The sequence below is a fragment of the Citrobacter sp. RHBSTW-00881 genome, from assembly GCF_013728515.1.
Lineage (GTDB): Bacteria > Pseudomonadota > Gammaproteobacteria > Enterobacterales > Enterobacteriaceae > Citrobacter > Citrobacter braakii.
The window spans coordinates 409,768-425,502 of record NZ_CP056269.1; the positions used below are offsets into that span (position 1 = coordinate 409,768).

Annotated in this window: 18 protein-coding genes; 7 read left to right on the forward strand and 11 right to left on the reverse strand. The window is 53.2% G+C overall.

Annotated features, from left to right (window positions below):
* The 7 genes from tusB (at position 1) to bfr (ending at position 5,744) form a co-directional block, all read left to right on the forward strand.
* Positions 1-288, forward strand: coding sequence for a sulfurtransferase complex subunit TusB (tusB, locus tag HV311_RS01940; RefSeq protein WP_016157620.1), 288 nt, complete (start codon positions 1-3; stop codon positions 286-288).
* A gap of 125 nt (positions 289-413) precedes the next feature.
* The gene (gene rpsL / locus HV311_RS01945) at positions 414-788 is read left to right on the forward strand and encodes a 30S ribosomal protein S12 (protein WP_003023654.1); all 375 of its coding nucleotides are present in this window, start codon (positions 414-416) and stop codon (positions 786-788) included.
* Positions 789-883: 95 nt separating this feature from the next.
* On the forward strand, positions 884-1,354 hold the full coding sequence (rpsG, locus tag HV311_RS01950; RefSeq protein ID WP_016154763.1) for a 30S ribosomal protein S7: 471 nt from the start codon (positions 884-886) through the stop codon (positions 1,352-1,354).
* 96 nt (positions 1,355-1,450) lie between these two features.
* Entirely contained in the window at positions 1,451-3,565 is a 2,115-nt protein-coding gene (fusA, locus tag HV311_RS01955) for an elongation factor G (protein WP_016154762.1), read from the forward strand.
* A gap of 69 nt (positions 3,566-3,634) precedes the next feature.
* Positions 3,635-4,819, forward strand: a complete 1,185-nt coding sequence (gene tuf / locus HV311_RS01960) for an elongation factor Tu (protein WP_003031109.1) — start codon at positions 3,635-3,637, stop codon at positions 4,817-4,819.
* A gap of 185 nt (positions 4,820-5,004) precedes the next feature.
* Complete coding sequence (bfd, locus tag HV311_RS01965; RefSeq protein ID WP_003031111.1) at positions 5,005-5,199, forward strand: bacterioferritin-associated ferredoxin; 195 nt, start codon at positions 5,005-5,007, stop codon at positions 5,197-5,199.
* 71 nt (positions 5,200-5,270) lie between these two features.
* Positions 5,271-5,744, forward strand: coding sequence for a bacterioferritin (gene bfr, locus HV311_RS01970; RefSeq protein WP_016154761.1), 474 nt, complete (start codon positions 5,271-5,273; stop codon positions 5,742-5,744).
* Between the two features lie 37 nt (positions 5,745-5,781).
* On the opposite strand, the gene HV311_RS01975 is transcribed toward bfr, so the two are convergent.
* From HV311_RS01975 to gspD, 11 genes are read right to left on the reverse strand one after another with little or no spacing between them, the layout of a single operon-like run.
* Positions 5,782-6,561 carry a prepilin peptidase gene (locus tag HV311_RS01975; protein ID WP_191220657.1) on the reverse strand — a complete coding sequence of 260 codons (780 nt, stop codon included), beginning with the start codon at positions 6,559-6,561 and terminating at the stop codon, positions 5,782-5,784.
* Positions 6,558-7,025, reverse strand: coding sequence for a type II secretion system protein GspM (gene gspM / locus HV311_RS01980; protein ID WP_016157618.1), 468 nt, complete (start codon positions 7,023-7,025; stop codon positions 6,558-6,560). The genes HV311_RS01975 and gspM overlap by 4 nt, the downstream gene beginning before the upstream one ends.
* Complete coding sequence (gspL, locus tag HV311_RS01985) at positions 7,022-8,167, reverse strand: type II secretion system protein GspL (protein WP_049270606.1); 1,146 nt, start codon at positions 8,165-8,167, stop codon at positions 7,022-7,024. The genes gspM and gspL overlap by 4 nt, the downstream gene beginning before the upstream one ends.
* 10 nt (positions 8,168-8,177) lie before the next feature.
* Positions 8,178-9,164, reverse strand: coding sequence for a type II secretion system minor pseudopilin GspK (gene gspK, locus HV311_RS01990; RefSeq protein ID WP_191220658.1), 987 nt, complete (start codon positions 9,162-9,164; stop codon positions 8,178-8,180).
* Entirely contained in the window at positions 9,161-9,733 is a 573-nt protein-coding gene (locus tag HV311_RS01995; protein ID WP_019078170.1) for a type II secretion system protein GspJ, read from the reverse strand. Before HV311_RS01995 ends, gspK begins: the two co-directional genes overlap by 4 nt.
* The gene (gene gspI / locus HV311_RS02000) at positions 9,717-10,103 is read right to left on the reverse strand and encodes a type II secretion system minor pseudopilin GspI (protein WP_191220659.1); all 387 of its coding nucleotides are present in this window, start codon (positions 10,101-10,103) and stop codon (positions 9,717-9,719) included. The genes HV311_RS01995 and gspI overlap by 17 nt, the downstream gene beginning before the upstream one ends.
* The gene (gspH, locus tag HV311_RS02005; RefSeq protein WP_191220660.1) at positions 10,100-10,591 is read right to left on the reverse strand and encodes a type II secretion system minor pseudopilin GspH; all 492 of its coding nucleotides are present in this window, start codon (positions 10,589-10,591) and stop codon (positions 10,100-10,102) included. The genes gspI and gspH overlap by 4 nt, the downstream gene beginning before the upstream one ends.
* 5 nt (positions 10,592-10,596) lie before the next feature.
* Complete coding sequence (gene gspG / locus HV311_RS02010) at positions 10,597-10,989, reverse strand: type II secretion system major pseudopilin GspG (protein ID WP_326928896.1); 393 nt, start codon at positions 10,987-10,989, stop codon at positions 10,597-10,599.
* Between the two features lie 54 nt (positions 10,990-11,043).
* Positions 11,044-12,255 (reverse strand): type II secretion system inner membrane protein GspF, encoded by a 1,212-nt coding sequence (gene gspF / locus HV311_RS02015; RefSeq protein WP_191220662.1) that lies wholly within the window; start codon positions 12,253-12,255, stop codon positions 11,044-11,046.
* Positions 12,252-13,742: a type II secretion system ATPase GspE gene (gene gspE / locus HV311_RS02020; RefSeq protein ID WP_016157611.1), complete on the reverse strand. Its 1,491-nt coding sequence runs from the start codon at positions 13,740-13,742 to the stop codon at positions 12,252-12,254. The genes gspF and gspE overlap by 4 nt, the downstream gene beginning before the upstream one ends.
* A gap of 6 nt (positions 13,743-13,748) precedes the next feature.
* Positions 13,749-15,734 (reverse strand): type II secretion system secretin GspD, encoded by a 1,986-nt coding sequence (gene gspD / locus HV311_RS02025; protein WP_191220663.1) that lies wholly within the window; start codon positions 15,732-15,734, stop codon positions 13,749-13,751.
* Position 15,735: the final 1 nt, after the last annotated feature.

Consider the following 15,735-nt stretch of genomic DNA (forward strand, 5'->3'; position numbering starts at 1 on the left):
ATGCTGCACACATTACATCGTTCCGCGTGGCTTACCGATTTCTCCTCTCTTCTTCGCCTGATTGATAAAGACGATGAACTTTTATTGCTTCAGGATGGCGTGACCGCGGCAATAGAAGGAAGCCGTTTCCTTGAAAGTCTGCAAAATGCCTCCATTAAGGTCTATGTACTGGAAGAAGACATTAAAGCTCGCGGCTTAGGTGGTCAAATTTCAGACAGTGTCGTCAGGGTTAGCTATACTGACTTCGTCAGACTTACGGTGAAGCATCCCAGCCAGATGTCCTGGTAATTGTGGGATCGTTGTATATTTCTTGACACCTTTTCGACACCGACCTAAAATTCTGCGTCCTCATATTGTATGAGGTCGTTTTATTACGTGTTTACGAAGCGAAAGCTACAACCAGGAGCTATTTAATGGCAACAGTTAACCAGCTGGTACGCAAACCACGCGCACGCAAAGTTGCAAAGAGCAACGTGCCTGCACTGGAAGCATGCCCGCAGAAACGTGGCGTATGTACTCGTGTATATACTACCACTCCTAAAAAACCAAACTCCGCACTGCGTAAAGTATGCCGTGTGCGTTTGACTAACGGTTTTGAAGTGACTTCCTACATCGGTGGTGAAGGTCACAACCTGCAGGAGCACTCCGTGATCCTGATCCGTGGCGGTCGTGTAAAAGACCTCCCGGGTGTTCGTTACCACACCGTTCGCGGTGCGCTTGACTGCTCCGGCGTTAAAGACCGTAAGCAATCACGCTCCAAGTATGGCGTGAAACGTCCTAAGGCTTAATGGTTCTCCGTTAAGTAAGGCCAAACGTTTTATATTAATGTCAAACTAAACTCGTAGAGTTTTGGACAATCCTGAATTAACAACGGAGTATTCCCATGCCACGTCGTCGCGTCATTGGTCAGCGTAAAATTCTGCCGGATCCTAAGTTCGGATCAGAGCTGCTGGCTAAATTTGTAAATATCCTGATGGTAGATGGTAAAAAATCTACTGCAGAAACCATCGTATACAGCGCGCTGGAGACCCTGGCTCAGCGTTCTGGTAAAGATGGCCTGGAAGCTTTTGAAGTAGCCCTTGAAAACGTGCGTCCGACTGTCGAAGTTAAGTCTCGCCGCGTTGGTGGTTCTACTTATCAGGTTCCAGTTGAAGTCCGTCCGGTTCGCCGTAATGCCCTGGCAATGCGTTGGATCGTTGAAGCTGCTCGTAAACGCGGTGATAAATCCATGGCTCTGCGCCTGGCGAACGAACTTTCTGATGCTGCAGAAAACAAAGGTACTGCAGTTAAGAAACGTGAAGACGTTCACCGTATGGCAGAAGCCAACAAGGCGTTCGCACACTACCGTTGGTAATCCCTTCGGAGTTTTAGTCACCAGGCGGGCGCTTCTAGTAAGCAGCCCGCTTTGGGCTACTTAAATTGAACGCCTAAAAGATAAACGAGGAATCAAATGGCTCGTACAACACCCATCGCGCGCTACCGTAACATCGGTATCAGTGCGCACATCGACGCCGGTAAAACCACTACTACCGAACGTATTCTGTTCTACACCGGTGTAAACCATAAAATCGGTGAAGTTCATGACGGCGCAGCCACCATGGACTGGATGGAACAGGAGCAGGAGCGTGGTATTACTATCACCTCCGCAGCGACTACTGCATTCTGGTCTGGTATGGCTAAGCAGTATGAACCGCATCGCGTAAACATCATCGACACCCCGGGGCACGTTGACTTCACTATCGAAGTAGAACGTTCCATGCGTGTGCTTGATGGTGCAGTAATGGTTTACTGCGCAGTTGGTGGTGTTCAGCCTCAGTCTGAAACCGTATGGCGTCAGGCAAACAAATATAAAGTTCCACGCATTGCGTTCGTTAACAAAATGGACCGTATGGGTGCGAACTTCCTGAAAGTTGTTGGTCAGATCAAAACCCGCCTGGGCGCGAACCCTGTTCCGCTGCAGTTGGCGATTGGCGCTGAAGAAGCGTTCACCGGTGTTGTTGACCTGGTGAAAATGAAAGCCATCAACTGGAACGAAGAAGATGCAGGCGTAACCTTCACTTATGAAGATATCCCGGCTGACATGCAGGAACTGGCTGAAGAATGGCACCAGAACCTGATCGAGTCCGCTGCGGAAGCTTCAGAAGAGCTGATGGAGAAATACCTGGGTGGTGAAGAACTGACTGAAGAAGAGATCAAAAAAGCTCTGCGTCAGCGCGTTCTGAACAACGAAATCATCCTGGTAACCTGTGGTTCTGCGTTCAAGAACAAAGGTGTTCAGGCGATGCTGGATGCGGTAATTGATTACCTGCCATCCCCAGTCGACGTACCTGCGATCAACGGTATTCTGGACGACGGTAAAGATACTCCGGCTGAGCGTCATGCTAGCGATGAAGAGCCGTTTGCTGCTCTGGCATTCAAAATCGCTACCGACCCGTTCGTGGGTAACCTGACCTTCTTCCGCGTGTACTCTGGTGTGGTTAACTCCGGTGACACCATCCTGAACTCAGTGAAAACTGCACGCGAGCGTTTTGGCCGTATCGTACAGATGCACGCTAACAAACGTGAAGAGATCAAAGAAGTTCGCGCGGGCGATATCGCTGCTGCTATCGGTCTGAAAGACGTGACCACTGGTGACACTCTGTGTGACCCGGATCACCCGATCATTCTGGAGCGTATGGAATTCCCTGAGCCGGTAATCTCCATCGCGGTAGAACCGAAAACCAAAGCTGACCAGGAAAAAATGGGTCTGGCTCTGGGCCGTCTGGCTAAAGAAGACCCGTCATTCCGCGTTTGGACTGACGAAGAATCTAACCAGACCATTATCGCCGGTATGGGTGAGCTGCACCTCGACATCATCGTTGACCGTATGAAGCGTGAATTCAACGTTGAAGCGAACGTCGGTAAACCTCAGGTTGCTTACCGTGAAGCGATTCGCGCGAAAGTTACCGATATCGAAGGTAAACACGCTAAGCAGTCTGGTGGTCGCGGTCAGTACGGTCATGTTGTTATCGACATGTACCCGCTGGAGCCGGGTTCAAACCCGAAAGGCTACGAGTTCATCAACGACATCAAAGGTGGTGTAATTCCTGGCGAATACATCCCGGCCGTTGATAAAGGCATCCAGGAACAGCTGAAATCTGGCCCGCTGGCTGGTTACCCGGTTGTTGATCTGGGCGTGCGTCTGCACTTCGGTTCTTACCATGACGTTGACTCCTCTGAGCTGGCGTTTAAACTGGCCGCTTCTATCGCCTTCAAAGATGGCTTTAAGAAAGCGAAACCAGTTCTGCTTGAGCCTATCATGAAGGTTGAAGTAGAGACTCCGGAAGAGAACACCGGTGACGTAATCGGTGACTTGAGCCGCCGTCGTGGTATGCTTCGTGGTCAGGAATCCAACGTCACTGGCGTTGTTATCCATGCTGAAGTTCCGCTGTCTGAAATGTTCGGATATGCAACCCAGCTGCGTTCTCTGACCAAAGGCCGTGCTTCTTACTCCATGGAGTTCCTGAAGTACGACGATGCGCCGAACAACGTTGCTCAGGCCGTTATTGAAGCCCGTGGTAAATAAGCCACAGGATTAAAACCTAAGTCCCGTGCTCTCTCCCCAGGGGAGAGCACTATAGTAAGGAATATAGCCGTGTCTAAAGAAAAATTTGAACGTACAAAACCGCACGTTAACGTCGGCACCATCGGCCACGTTGACCACGGTAAAACTACCCTGACCGCTGCAATCACCACCGTACTGGCTAAAACCTACGGCGGTGCTGCTCGTGCATTCGACCAGATCGATAACGCGCCGGAAGAAAAAGCTCGTGGTATCACCATCAACACTTCTCACGTTGAATATGACACCCCGACTCGCCACTACGCACACGTAGACTGCCCGGGCCACGCCGACTATGTTAAAAACATGATCACCGGTGCTGCGCAGATGGACGGCGCGATCCTGGTTGTTGCTGCGACTGACGGCCCGATGCCGCAGACTCGTGAGCACATCCTGCTGGGTCGTCAGGTAGGCGTTCCGTACATCATCGTGTTCCTGAACAAATGCGATATGGTTGATGACGAAGAGCTGCTGGAACTGGTAGAAATGGAAGTTCGTGAACTTCTGTCTCAGTACGATTTCCCGGGCGACGACACTCCGATCGTTCGTGGTTCTGCTCTGAAAGCGCTGGAAGGCGAAGCAGAGTGGGAAGCGAAAATCATCGAACTGGCTGGCTTCCTGGATTCTTACATCCCGGAACCAGAGCGTGCGATTGACAAGCCGTTCCTGCTGCCTATCGAAGACGTATTCTCCATCTCCGGTCGTGGTACCGTTGTTACCGGTCGTGTAGAGCGCGGTATCATCAAAGTTGGTGAAGAAGTTGAAATCGTTGGTATCAAAGAGACTGCTAAGTCTACCTGTACTGGCGTTGAAATGTTCCGCAAACTGCTGGACGAAGGCCGTGCTGGTGAGAACGTTGGTGTTCTGCTGCGTGGTATCAAACGTGAAGAAATCGAACGTGGTCAGGTACTGGCTAAGCCGGGCTCTATCAAGCCGCACACCAAGTTCGAATCTGAAGTGTACATTCTGTCCAAAGACGAAGGCGGCCGTCATACTCCGTTCTTCAAAGGCTACCGTCCGCAGTTCTACTTCCGTACTACTGACGTGACTGGTACCATCGAACTGCCGGAAGGCGTTGAGATGGTAATGCCGGGCGACAACATCAAAATGGTTGTTACCCTGATCCACCCAATCGCGATGGACGACGGTCTGCGTTTCGCAATCCGTGAAGGCGGCCGTACTGTTGGTGCGGGCGTTGTTGCTAAAGTAATGAGCTAATTATTGATTAATTAGCTTTGAGCTTAAAAAGGGCGCTTCGGCGCCCTTTTTGCTGTCCGCTATTTAACGGTTGTCATATTTATTCGCATTTTTCATTCATTCTCCCGCTGCGTAAATAGCGTTGTGCTATTGTAATCATAACTATTCTCATTTACACTTTGCGCAGAAATTGAACGGGAGCGATCATGTACGTTTGTTTGTGTAATGCGATAAGTGATAAAAAAATACGTCAGGCTGTTCGCCAGTTTCATCCTCAGTCCTTTCAGCAATTGCGTAAATTTATTCCTGTTGGAAATCAATGTGGTAAGTGCATTCGTGCTGCCCGCGAAGTCATGCAGGATGAATTAACGCAAATGCCAGAATTTAAAGAGATCGCCTAAGTCACACTCTTTTTTTTGACATCCCTGTAGCCCCATCTACGCTCTAAGAGTGGAAGCGGAGGGACTATAAAATGAAAGGTGATGTTAAAATCATAAATTATCTCAATAAACTATTGGGAAATGAGCTTGTCGCAATCAACCAGTATTTTCTCCATGCTCGTATGTTCAAAAACTGGGGACTGACTCGCCTCAATGATGTTGAGTACCATGAGTCTATCGATGAGATGAAACACGCTGATAAATATATCGAGCGTATTTTATTCTTAGAAGGGCTCCCAAACTTACAGGATCTTGGTAAGTTGGGTATAGGCGAAGACGTTGAAGAGATGCTGCAATCCGATCTTCGACTCGAACTCGATGGGGCAAAAGATTTACGTGAAGCCATTGCCTATGCCGACAGCGTCCATGACTACGTTAGCCGGGATATGATGATCGAAATCCTTGCTGATGAAGAAGGTCACATTGACTGGCTGGAAACGGAACTGGATCTGCTCCAGAAGATGGGACTCCAGAACTATCTTCAGGCACAGATTCGCGAAGCGTAGACGCAAACTTTGCAGAGCGGCAGTCCTGCCGCTCCTTTCAGTACCCGATAACACCTGAGCTTTGCGCGCTGAAAATCAACCAGCCTGCCAGTCCAAGCCACGGACCGAACGCGATAAGCGGTATCGACGTCCTTCGGGTAATGCGTAGGATCAGCCACCAGGCAATGCCCAGCAATGATGCAGCGAGTAAAATGGGCGGTAGCGCTGACCATCCACACCAGGCACCCATCGCCGCCAGTAGCTTAGCGTCACCCAGGCCGATGCCCTCTTTTCCCGCGAGAATTTTGCATCCCCACCAGACCAGCCATAGCGTCAGATAGCCAGCGACAGCGCCGTACAGCGCGTCGGATAACATCTCTCTGTCGTAAACGCTGTGATATAGCAGACCGAGCCAGAGCAGCGGCTGCGTCAGCACATCCGGCAGCAGGTACGTCCGGAGATCAATTTGCGCCAGCGCGAAAATAAACCAGAACAGCGTCATGATGGCAATCGCATCTGATATTGAAGAGACAAACGCGGCGATAAGCGCAAAAACACAAGAACACGCCAGTTCAGTCAGTGGGTAACGCCATGAAATTGGCTTAGCGCAGGCCTGGCAACGCCCCCGCTGCCACAGCCAACTGAATAGTGGAATAGTGTTACGCACCGATAGCCTGTGCTGGCAGTGCGGACAGTGCGACGGAGGCCAGGCGATATTCCATGTTTCGCTGTGCCGATGCTCAATCATGATCGGCAGTCGATAAACCACTACATTCATAAAGCTGCCGACTATCAGCCCGACAAGCGCCATTGCTGCAATGTTAATGAGTTCCGTCATTTCCCCACCGGATAGAGTTCAAGGGCTTCCACCGCAATCTCCCCGGCGACCGGGCGGGCGCTAAACGTGAGTTGCGAAACCTGTATTCCCTCATTTTGTAGGGTATTAAGCCACGCAAATAATGGTTCGGTTTTGACAACGGGAAGCGAGATCGCAAAATGATCGGGAGTGGATGTCACAACGCTGATATTCAGACCTGCCTGCTGCGCGCTATGTTGTATCAGTGCCGGATCGGTCTTTGTGCCCGGTCTACTGGCAACTAATCCGCGACGCTGAATCGCCTCATTTACCCACAGGATCTCACTCCTGAGACGATCATTTTCCTGCCTCTGCTGTGAAATAGCGTTATCCAGGGGCTGAACCACGCCGTACCAGAATCCCGCCAGCAGACAGAAAACGGCGAGGAATATCAGACTGCGTTGCTCTCTGCCGTTTTTTTCGCTCCACCAGCTATTCATATTCATTTGCGCTCCTTCAGGGTCAGCCGGACGCTACCTGTCGTCCCTTCTGGCGGTTGAGTCAGGATAAATTCATCGTTTGTCTGCACCATAAAGCGGCGAAGATGTTCCGGATCGCGAACGTTGAGCGTCAGGGTAAAAAGGCGTTGTTCGAGCCGGTAGTTGACCTCACGGATGGTAAGCCCCGGCAATGTGCTTAATCGGGTCTGAAGCTGAGTCAGTAACGTCAGCACATCCGGATAGCGATCCCTCGCGGACGATTCGAAGAAATATTTAAAATTGCTGTTGCGGTTATCACCTGGGAAATAGCGGTTCCACAGGGTGGCACCTTCAGCTGAGAGCGCCTGTTTCTGTTGATGAAGCTGCCAGAGCATCACCCCTTTCAGCCCTGAGAAGAGCGCTATCGCCAGGGCAAATGTTGCTATGGCGGCATATTTCAGCAGACGCGGGGTCGGTTGTGTCGGGGGCAAAGGGCGGAAGCTGCCGTGTAATACGTTAATGTCCTGAATATTATCACCATTGCAGGCGCACGCCAGCGGCGGCTGCCAGTCAAGGTATTCGACATGAGCGTGAGGCACAGGAAGCGGGCTGGCGCTGATGATTTTTTGCTCTGTATGGCTGGCGAGTAAATGCGTGAGCAGTGCTTCACTCAGCACGCCTGTTTTCCACGCGTCGTAACGGATTAACCATCGCTCATCTTGTTTTAGCAGACTCCAGCTATCCGTGACATACGGCAGCCAGAAACCATCCGGAACGATATACGTCAACGTCACGCCAGCTGTGCGGAAAGTCGTCAATAGATCGTTCAGCGTAGTCCTGGCGATCCCGGCCAGATGGAGCGTGTTTTCTTCTCTGGCGAGAACCGTCCAGTGCAGGCTATCTGTATCACCGACAACGGCGTCCTCCACCAGCCAGCCCAGCGTTTGTTCACTGATTTTGTAGTTTTCCGTCGGTAATTCGACGCGACGAAAACAGAAATAATCAGGTGACAGGAACAGGCAGGCGTTACCGGCATCCGGCAGGTCGGCCAGCGCGTTCGGCTGGAGGTAAGCCGCCTGTTCAACAATAACCGGAGGCTGTGCCTCGTTGGGGCAGCACCATTCCAGTTTTCCCGGCAGCGGACGTAGCAGTAATGTGTCTGGCGTCATTTAGTTCCCTTTAATGGTCGCGCGCCACGCTTTTGCGGGCTGTAATAAACAGAGCCTTTCTTTTGGGATCGTATTCCAGCTGGCTGATGGTGCTCCCGGCGCTATCGCCCTGTTCGATAGTCGTTTCAAGGCGGAAGTAACGACTGGTCGCCACCGCAATGCTTTTGAATGTGGACTGCGACAGCTTATGAGCTGGATTATCCTTATCGAATGTCTTTAACAGCGTCTCAATGCTGATTTTTCGTCCTTTGCGCGGGGTATCAAAAAAGCGCTCAATCTCGCGTGGCGGGACAGCATTATTGAGCATCGCCGCAAGCAACGGTGCATCTCGGCGCGTCAGGGTGTTGATGTTGATTTTTAGCTCATCATCTGGCAGCGCGCAGAGTAGCGGGGAGATTTGCTGGTAAAGAGAAAGCGTCATCCCTTTGATTTGTTTGAGCTCACTGATTGACCAGATACGTCGTCCGCCAATGGTGTGGGGGTCGTTACTTGTCTGGTAATACTCATTTTCGGCACCGGAGGCGCGTGGAATATCGTCGTTATCGATGTAGTCGGCGATAGCATCAACCAGCGCCTCTGCCTGGGCATTGGTGACGCCAATGTTTTCCAGCAGTGCCAGAAAGACGCTCACGCTGGCGGGCGGCTCTTTCATTCGATCGGTCGGGGCGTTAATCAGCGCATTAATGTTGTAACAGGCCTGCTCGTCAGATAGCTGCCAGCTAACAGCGTCGCCGCTGGCGAGCTGAATACGCTGCGGCTGCGCCCAGAGCTGCTCGTGAGTGAGGTATTTCTCATTATCCCGCAGGTCCTGTTCAAGAGTACGCATGGCCTGGCTTTCAGCCAGCTCTGCCAGCCAGTTTTGCTGTAGCCGCAGCCGGGTGTAGCTGGTGCGTTTGAGGTTGATCTGGTAGCGCACGGTCATTTCGCTGGCCAGCGCCGCCATAATTGCCAGGATCATCAGCACTACCAGCAGCGCCACGCCCTTTTGCCGGGTCATTGCTGTTCTCCTGGCTGGCGGTTCTCTGGCAACAGCGTCAGACGAGTTATCGTGCCGGAATCAGCAAGTTTAAGAGTGACTTCCATCGCGCCAGGAGATGGGGTAGCCGCCGTGTCCATCCACGCTTTCTCTTTACTGTTGTAATAACGCAACGTGAAGGCGTTCACACCATTGAGCATCGGTTGAGTGATGGCCGGGGTTGTATCTTCCGGGTAGCGCCAGAGCGTGCGATATAAAGTATGATCCTGCAGATACCACTGAACTCGCTGGATATCGGGCGCACAGCAGGCGTCGGGATAACTGTTACTGCTGGCTGTCGTCAGCATCAGCGTCTCTTTTTCGCCCTGCAATTGGGTTACCGGCACCCGCTGTCGGATATCTTTATCCAGCAAATTGACGGTACGCACGATAGCGGAAAAACGCTGCTGATGCTTTTTGGTCTGCTCGTTACTGTCAATTGTCGTCGTCAGCATCTGCGCCGTCAGCAGGCTGAGCATGGCGAACAGAGCAATAGCCAGTAAAACTTCCAGCAGGGTAAAGCCGCGCTGTTTCTCAGGGCCGGGAGACATTTTGCGGTCCTCCTTGCGGCGAGGGGATAAAGCGCTGCAGGTGGATCTGCTGTTTGTCCTTAAGAGCGACGTCTGCTGTCCAGGTGCTGAGGCCGGAAGCATCGGCGGGTGAGACTGTCAACGACCAGTCCCAGCGGCGTTTACCCATAATGCTGCTGCCTGTCGCTGTTTTAGCGGGGATCTGCCCGGTCAGTTGATAGGTTTTGAGCACATTATCCGCTACCCAACCGGCAAGCACCTGTTCTTCCATTTTTGCGGTGGCGCTAACCTGACCGTGCAGGCTGTTGAGTAGCGCGAGAGAGCAGGTGGCGAAAATGAATATCGCCAGTAGCACTTCCAGAAGCGTCATTCCTGATTGCCTTTGGCTCATCGGCTTTCGCCTCGGGTGAGCACCAGCGGCAGCCCGCCGGTACTGGCGAGCGTGAACAGCAGCCTGTTATTTTTACGGCTGCGGATGTGTAGCGTAAACGGCGTAATTTCACCGTCCGGGTGAATCAGAATTTGCGGCATGCCGACGGATTGCCTGGCGAGCGACGCCGGGAACAGAGCCACCTGCCAGTCACTTTCCCACTTTCCCTCGGTCGCCAGGCGATAGAACTGGGTTGGCGTCTGCCAGCCATTGCCGATTGGTGTGACGATGCGCCAGCCTTGTTCGCGGATCTCGATGCCGGTACTGCGGTCCTCCATGGTTGACCAGTCAGCGGCATATTCAGTCAGTGCCGCCAGCTGTTCGGCTGCAGTAATAGCTTTCGCGGTATCATTTTGTCGCCCGTAGGTCATCATCACCAGCGAGGCGCCAAGCGCGATAATCGTCAGCACCAGAATGACTTCCAGTAGCGTGAATCCCTTCTGCCTCATTCCGATTATTTCGCTTTACCCAGTTCCCAGTTAGTAATGTCGTCAGCGGTGCCGGGTTCACCGTCCTGACCTGCGGAGAGAATATCGTAATCGCCGTGTTCACCAGGGCTTACCAGCAGATACTCATTACCCCAGGGATCCTGTGGCAGACGCTTGATATATCCCTTCGCGTTGTAATTTTCCGGGATTGGGCTGGCGGTCGGTTTTTCGACCAGCGCCTTTAGCCCCTGCGCCGTCAGCGGATAGCGATAGTTATCCAGTTTGTACATATCCAGCGCATTCTCCAGCGCCACGATGTCGCTGACGGCTTTCTGGTGAGCGGCTTTGTCTTTATTGCCCATTAAGCTGGGGACGACCAGGCTTGCGAGGATGCCCAAAATAACCAGCACCACCATCATCTCCAGCAGCGTAAATCCTCGCTGCTTATGTGCATCACTATTCACGTTTTATCCTTAACTTACCAATGAGTTGAGTTGCAAAATGGGTTGCAGAACCGAGACGATGATGAACAGCACAATCATCGCCATCGTAATAATCAGCGCGGGTTCAAACAGCGCCAGCGTCAGCGCAATGCGGTTTTGTAGCAGTGTTTCCTGCTGATCGGCGGCGCGCGCCATCAGCTCGCTGAGCTGGCCGCTTTTTTCCCCGGAGGCAATCATGTAGAGCATCATCGGCGGGAAGATATCGCATTTTTCCAGAGCGAGATGAAAGCCTGAGCCCTGGCGCACGCGCTCCGCGGCCTGACCCAGCCGCTGACTGATTTCTCGGTTACCGATGCCTTCGGTTGCCAGCGTCATCCCTTCCAGCAGCGGAACGCCGCTGATATTAAGAATGCTCAGGGTGCGCAAATAACGGGCGCAGTGGATAGCGCGCAGCAGGGCGCGACTGAGTTTGAAATCAAGAAGCCAGCGGTCAAGCAGATGCCGTTTGCCGGGGCGGGTGAGCCAGTGGCGAAACAGGAAAAAGGCAATCAGCAGCAATGCGATTACCCACAATCCGTAGTGGCGCATGGCACCACTGATTGCCAGCAACACGCGCGTGGACATTGGCAGCGCTTCTTTCATATGCAGAAACTGCTCGACGATTTTGGGTACTACGGTGGTGAGCAGGATAGCGACGACGGCGATCGCCACGCTGGTCAGCAGGGAAGGATAAATCAGTGACTGGATGAGTTTACTGCGTGTTGCCTGTCGTAACTCATTGTAGTCAGCCAGCTGTTCCAGCACACAGCCGAGCTGTCCGCTTTTTTCGCCGGCTTTCACCAGCGTGCGGTAAACGGAATCGAAGATCCGCGGCCAGGCGGCCAGCGATTCGGAAAGCGTATGTCCGGCGAGGATCCGTTCGCGCAGGTCGTGTAGCACCAGCCCCAGTTTATTATTTTTGTTCTGCCGGCCAATAACGAACAGCGCCTCTTCAAGCGGTAGCGAAGCGTTGGCCAGCGTGGCGAGCTGGCGGGTGAACAGCGCCAGTTCACTGCCGCTAAGCCGTAAACGAGGCGTTTTTTTTACCGTCCGGAACAGCGAAATGACCTTTTTCTCATTTAACACCAGCGGGTGCAGACCCTGGGCGCGCAGCGCCTCGCGCGCCTCTTTGCTGCTGGCGGCATCCAGCGTTCCATGGTGAGTCGTGCCGCTGTCATCCATTGCCTGCCACTGATATTTCATCGCGTATCCTCTTGCGCAGAGGTGACGCGCATGACTTCCTCAAGCGTGGTCTCGCCTGCCAGCACGCGCAGCAGGCCGTTCTCCCGCAGGCTCCGGCTTTGCTGGCGCAGGCACTGTTCCAGGGCGTGTTCATCAGCGTCACGATGGATGATGCTGCGCATAGTTTTATCCACCAGCATAATTTCATGAATCGCCAGTCGCCCCTGATAGCCTGTTCCCCGACATTCGCCGCATCCGCAAGCCTGCCAGATTGTCTGAGCGGTGGGATCGAGCGCGTGCAGGGGGGATTTCTGAGAGTCAGGAATGGGAGCATGCGCGCGGCAGGCCGGACAGAGGCGACGCACCAGGCGTTGGGCGATAACGCCGCTTAGCGATGATGAGAGCAGGAAAGGTTCAACGCCCATGTCCCGTAATCGGGTGATCGCACCGCAGGCGCTGTTAGTGTGCAGGGTGGAAAGCACCAGATGTCCGGTGAGCGATGCCTGAACCGCTATCTGCGCGGTTTCGGCGTCACGAATTTCGCCGACCATGACGATGTCCGGATCCTGGCGCAGGATGGCACGCAGTCCCCTGGCGAAAGACATATCCACCCGGCTGTTTACCTGGGTTTGTCCGACGCCTTCCAGCTCGTACTCGATGGGATCTTCGACGGTCAGGATATTACGCTGGGGGGAATTCAGCTCGGCGAGAATCGCATACAGCGTGGTGCTTTTTCCCGACCCCGTCGGGCCGGTGACGAGAATGATGCCGTGCGGCTGCTGTACTAAACCCTTCAGCCGCAGGCTATCCACCGCCGATAGCCCCATATTCTCCAGCGTCAGGCGCAGACTGTTTTTATCCAGCAGACGCAGCACGGCTCTTTCGCCATACTGCGAGGGTAACGTCGAAACGCGGACATCAATATTTTTGCGTCCGAGGCGCAGGGAAATACGCCCATCCTGCGGCAGTCGTTTTTCGGCAATATCCAGTCGTGCCATTACTTTGATACGCGAAATCAGCAGCGGCGCCAGTTTTTTAGCGGGCTGAAGGACTGGCTTAAGGACGCCGTCGATACGAAAACGCACCACCAGAGATTTTTCGAAGGTTTCGATATGCACATCCGACGCGCCTTCCCTCACGGCTTCATGAAGGACCGCGTTGATCAGTCGGATAACCGGTGCGTCGTTTTCATCACTGAGCAGATCGGCGTTGTCGGGTAACTCCTCGCTCAGCGCCGTCAGGTCGATCTCCTGATCGATATCCTGGGCAATCTGCCGGGACTCTCCGGCGCCGTGCTGGAAAAGTTGCTCCAGGTGGTCGTCAAATTGCGCTGGCGTCAGGCGGCTGAAGCGCTGACAGGCAACGCTGGCCTCGAGCACGTTTTCCAGCGGCGTGTCGGTGCGGTAGAACAATTCATCCACCGCGACCGCGATACCAAATTTTTGCCCCTGTGCGTAATTAAGCGGCAGAGGATGCTGGGGAGGAATGCGCGTCCATAAGTCAGTCATGTTGGATCATTCCCGGAAGGGATTGCGCGATGGCTGGTCGTTGGGCGCGTCGGTCGGCACATCGAAATTCAGCTCTTTAAGCATCGGGCGTTCTTCGTCCTTCACGCCGACCAATCCACTGGATTGCTTATCAATACGCTGCTGCTGTAAATCACGAAATCGGGTGTACTTATCCTTTGAGAGCGAACGATAAACCTCGTCGTCGCGAATAATGGTCGGCCTGATAAAGACCATTAAATTACGCTTCGCATTTTCCGTTGAGGTGTAGCGGAATAGCTGTCCGAGAACAGGGATATCGCCCAGCAGCGGTACTTTGGAAACCTGCTCTTTGCTTGAATCATCCAGCAGGCCACCCAGCACCACGGTTTCGCCACTTTTGACCAGCACGGCATTCTGGATAGTACGGGTGTTGAACGTCGGACCGAGATCGCTGGCGTTACCGGAGGCGGTATCGACGCTCGACACCTCCTGCTCGATCTCCATCAGCACCGCGTCGCCTTCGTTGATTTGCGGTGTGACCTTCAGTTTGGTGCCGACGGTTTTACGTTCGACCGTATTAAAGACGTTGTCGCCGGAGGTCGTTTGCGAGCCGGAAAGCACCGGCACATCCTGGCCGACATTAAACGATGCTTCTTTGTTATCCAGCGTCACAATGCTGGGGGTGGCGAGGATATCGTTTTTGTTGTCGGAGGAGATCGCGGTGAGCAGGACGCTCCAGTCCCCCTCAAAGAAGCCCGTCGCCAGGCCGTTAAAACTGCTTAACGCGCTGGCGATAGGGTTGTCGCTGGTCATCGAACCATTTTTATCAAACTGGCGCGCGCCTCTTGAGGCGTCGAAAATCGGCAGCCCCGTTTTGGTATACTGCTGACCGCCGACGTTGCTGTTGGCCCACTGCACGCCAAGATTCAGGCCGTTTCCATCCTGGACTTCCACAATGATGGCTTCAACCAGTACCTGTGCGCGGCGAATATCCAGACGAGCGATGACTTTTTCCAGCTCCTGCATGGTGCTCTGGTCTGCGGTAATGACCACCGAGTTGGTTTGTTCATCGGCGTTAATCGAGACATCCCGGGAAGGGGTAGCCACGCTCTGCGAAGACGACTGCTTGTCTTCCGTCAGTTTGGTTGACACGCCGGTCAGCACTTCAACGATTTTAGTGGCTTTGGCGTATTTCAAATAGAACACGCGAGTATTGCCCTGCGTGGTCTGTTCGATATCCAGTTTAGCGATTAAAGATTTCATCCGCTGGCGCACATTGTCCGGCCCGCTGATAAGAAGGGCGTTGGTGCGCTTGTCGGCGACAATTTTAGGCAGCAGGATCTGCGTTGGGTTTTCCTTTGACTCTTCGCGAATCAGGCTGTTAATTACGTCAGATAAATCAACTGCCGAGGCGTAGCGCAGTTTGATAAGCTCACGTTCCTGAGTACCGATAACATCGACCCGTTTCACAACCTCAAGGATGCGATTGACTATATTGGCTTTACCGGTGATCAACAGCGCATTAGAAGGATCATAGTGTACGACGTTGCCGATGCCGCCGCTGTCCATCATCTGGCGTAATAGCGGAGCCAGATCGCGTACCGGGACATTTTTCAGCGCCACGACGCGGGTGATAAATTCATCGCCGACCGCCGGTTGCGACTGTGCCAATACTTTTCCCGGCGCGGTCTTAAGCGTTGCGGAGCGAACAACCTTCAGCAGGCCGTTATCCAGGGTGATAACCGAGTAGCCGTAGATATCGAGAACGCTGAGAAAAAACTGGTAGTATTCCTCCTCGTTGAAACTGTCAAAGCTGCGAACGGAGATTTTTCCCTGGACGGACGGATCGATCAGAATGGTTTTGCCCATTTGCTTACTGACCGAGGTAATAAACTCCCGGAGATCCGCATCCTGGAAGTTTGCCGAATATTGCGCTGACATGGTTTGAAATGGAAAGGAGCAAAACTGTAGCGCCAGTATCCATGCAGCCGTTTTTTTAATTCCTTTGCGCAAT